Source organism: Microcoleus sp. B4-C1 (assembly GCF_036705285.1).
GTDB lineage: Bacteria > Cyanobacteriota > Cyanobacteriia > Cyanobacteriales > Microcoleaceae > Microcoleus.
This window is the reverse complement of the sequence record NZ_JAUBUC010000232.1, coordinates 1-1,333: the sequence shown is the minus strand read 5'-3', so window position 1 is coordinate 1,333 and position 1,333 is coordinate 1. Positions and strand designations below refer to the sequence as shown.

Sequence of the window (1,333 nt, the reverse complement as noted above, 5' to 3'; positions counted from 1 at the left end):
GATGCTATATCTGCCCATTCTTGTAACTTTTTCATGCCTTCTCTTATTCCCCAATCAAAGACCTGAATCCTTACAGAGAGGTTTTACATAAATGGTCGAATCTAGGCATGGAAGGGCTTTGGGAGTTGCCTGGTCGAGGGGCAAAGCCAACGTGGAAAGAGGAAGATATAGAGTTTTTAAAAGAATGCCTCAAAAACGAATCACGTACATATAACAGTCTTCAATTAGTCCAGAAATTAGAAAAAGAACGTTCTGTCAAACTAAGTGCCGATCGATTAAGAAGGATACTAAAAAAAAAAGGTTTATTTGGAAACGAGCCAGAAAAAGTCACAAAGGAAAACAAGACCCCCTAGTACAAGAAACGAAGCAATCTGACTTAGATATGTTGCAATTAGAGGCAGCAGCGGGAGGAATTGACTTAAAGTATTTAGATGAATCAGGTTTTTGTGCGTGGAGTGAACCAGGGTATACTTATTACCAAATAGGTGAGCAAAAACGGTTAGAACAAACGAAACGGCGTGGTCGTAGACTAAGTATTATCGGACTTCTTCAACAGGGAATCAGTTTTATTTATGGTTTAGTAATTGGGGGTGTTGATCGAAAAGCTTATATCAAAATGATGGAGCGAGAAGCCCAGGAAGCTGCTGAAATTGGACGACCGAGAGTAATTGTACAAGACAACGGCCCAATACACCGATGCAAAGAAGTCCAAGAGTTATGGCCGCATTGGGAAAAGCAAGGTTTATATATCTTCTTTTTACCCAAGTATTGTTCGGAAATGAACCCCATTGAATTGGAGTGGCAACACATTAAGAAAGATGAGTTGGCAGGACAAATGTTTGATGATGAGTTAGAACTCGCCTACGCCGTAATTCATGGAGTAGAAGCTAGAGGACAAAGGGGAAATTACACCACGCAACGTCTTAAGTTTAACTCCAATCAGGCAACTTAATGTTTTGTTACATAGATTGGTTTTTTCCCGCCTATCTACTTACAAAGTATCTTGAGCCGCTTCAAACTCATCACAATTAGACTGGCTTTGCATCCATTCTTCTACAGAAGCTAAGCTATTTAGGATAATGGATAGTGCATTTTGACGCTCTACTGGATTATCCCAGTTTAAATCTAAGGCCGTTTTTAAACTGGAACTATTGAGGATGGGTGCACCGGCTTCCGAGGCAATTTCTGCCGGCTCCCGCCCCTGCACAGCAGCTATCACACTCACTGCCTTACGCAAAGCATGACCCAATAGATTATATAGCAATCCTAAATGATTTTCTCTATCTAGATCAATCCTAAATGATTTTCTTTGTGTAAGTATATTGACGTATTT

The 1,333-nt window shown here is 40.3% G+C and carries 2 protein-coding genes and 1 pseudogene; 2 read left to right on the top strand and 1 reads right to left on the bottom strand.

From position 1 onward, the window contains the following. Window positions 1-107: 107 nt before the first annotated feature. Together QUB26_RS31835 and QUB26_RS31830 are read left to right on the top strand one after the other, a co-directional pair. The gene (locus tag QUB26_RS31835) at window positions 108-353 is read left to right on the top strand and encodes a hypothetical protein (protein WP_333321306.1); all 246 of its coding nucleotides are present in this window, start codon (window positions 108-110) and stop codon (window positions 351-353) included. Then, window positions 236-952, top strand: coding sequence for an IS630 family transposase (locus QUB26_RS31830; RefSeq protein WP_333321308.1), 717 nt, complete (start codon window positions 236-238; stop codon window positions 950-952). The genes QUB26_RS31835 and QUB26_RS31830 overlap by 118 nt, the downstream gene beginning before the upstream one ends. Before the next feature lie 39 nt (window positions 953-991). On the opposite strand, the pseudogene QUB26_RS31825 reads toward QUB26_RS31830, so the two are convergent. Continuing rightward, window positions 992-1,333, bottom strand: a pseudogene (locus QUB26_RS31825) (hypothetical protein); the annotation flags it as partial.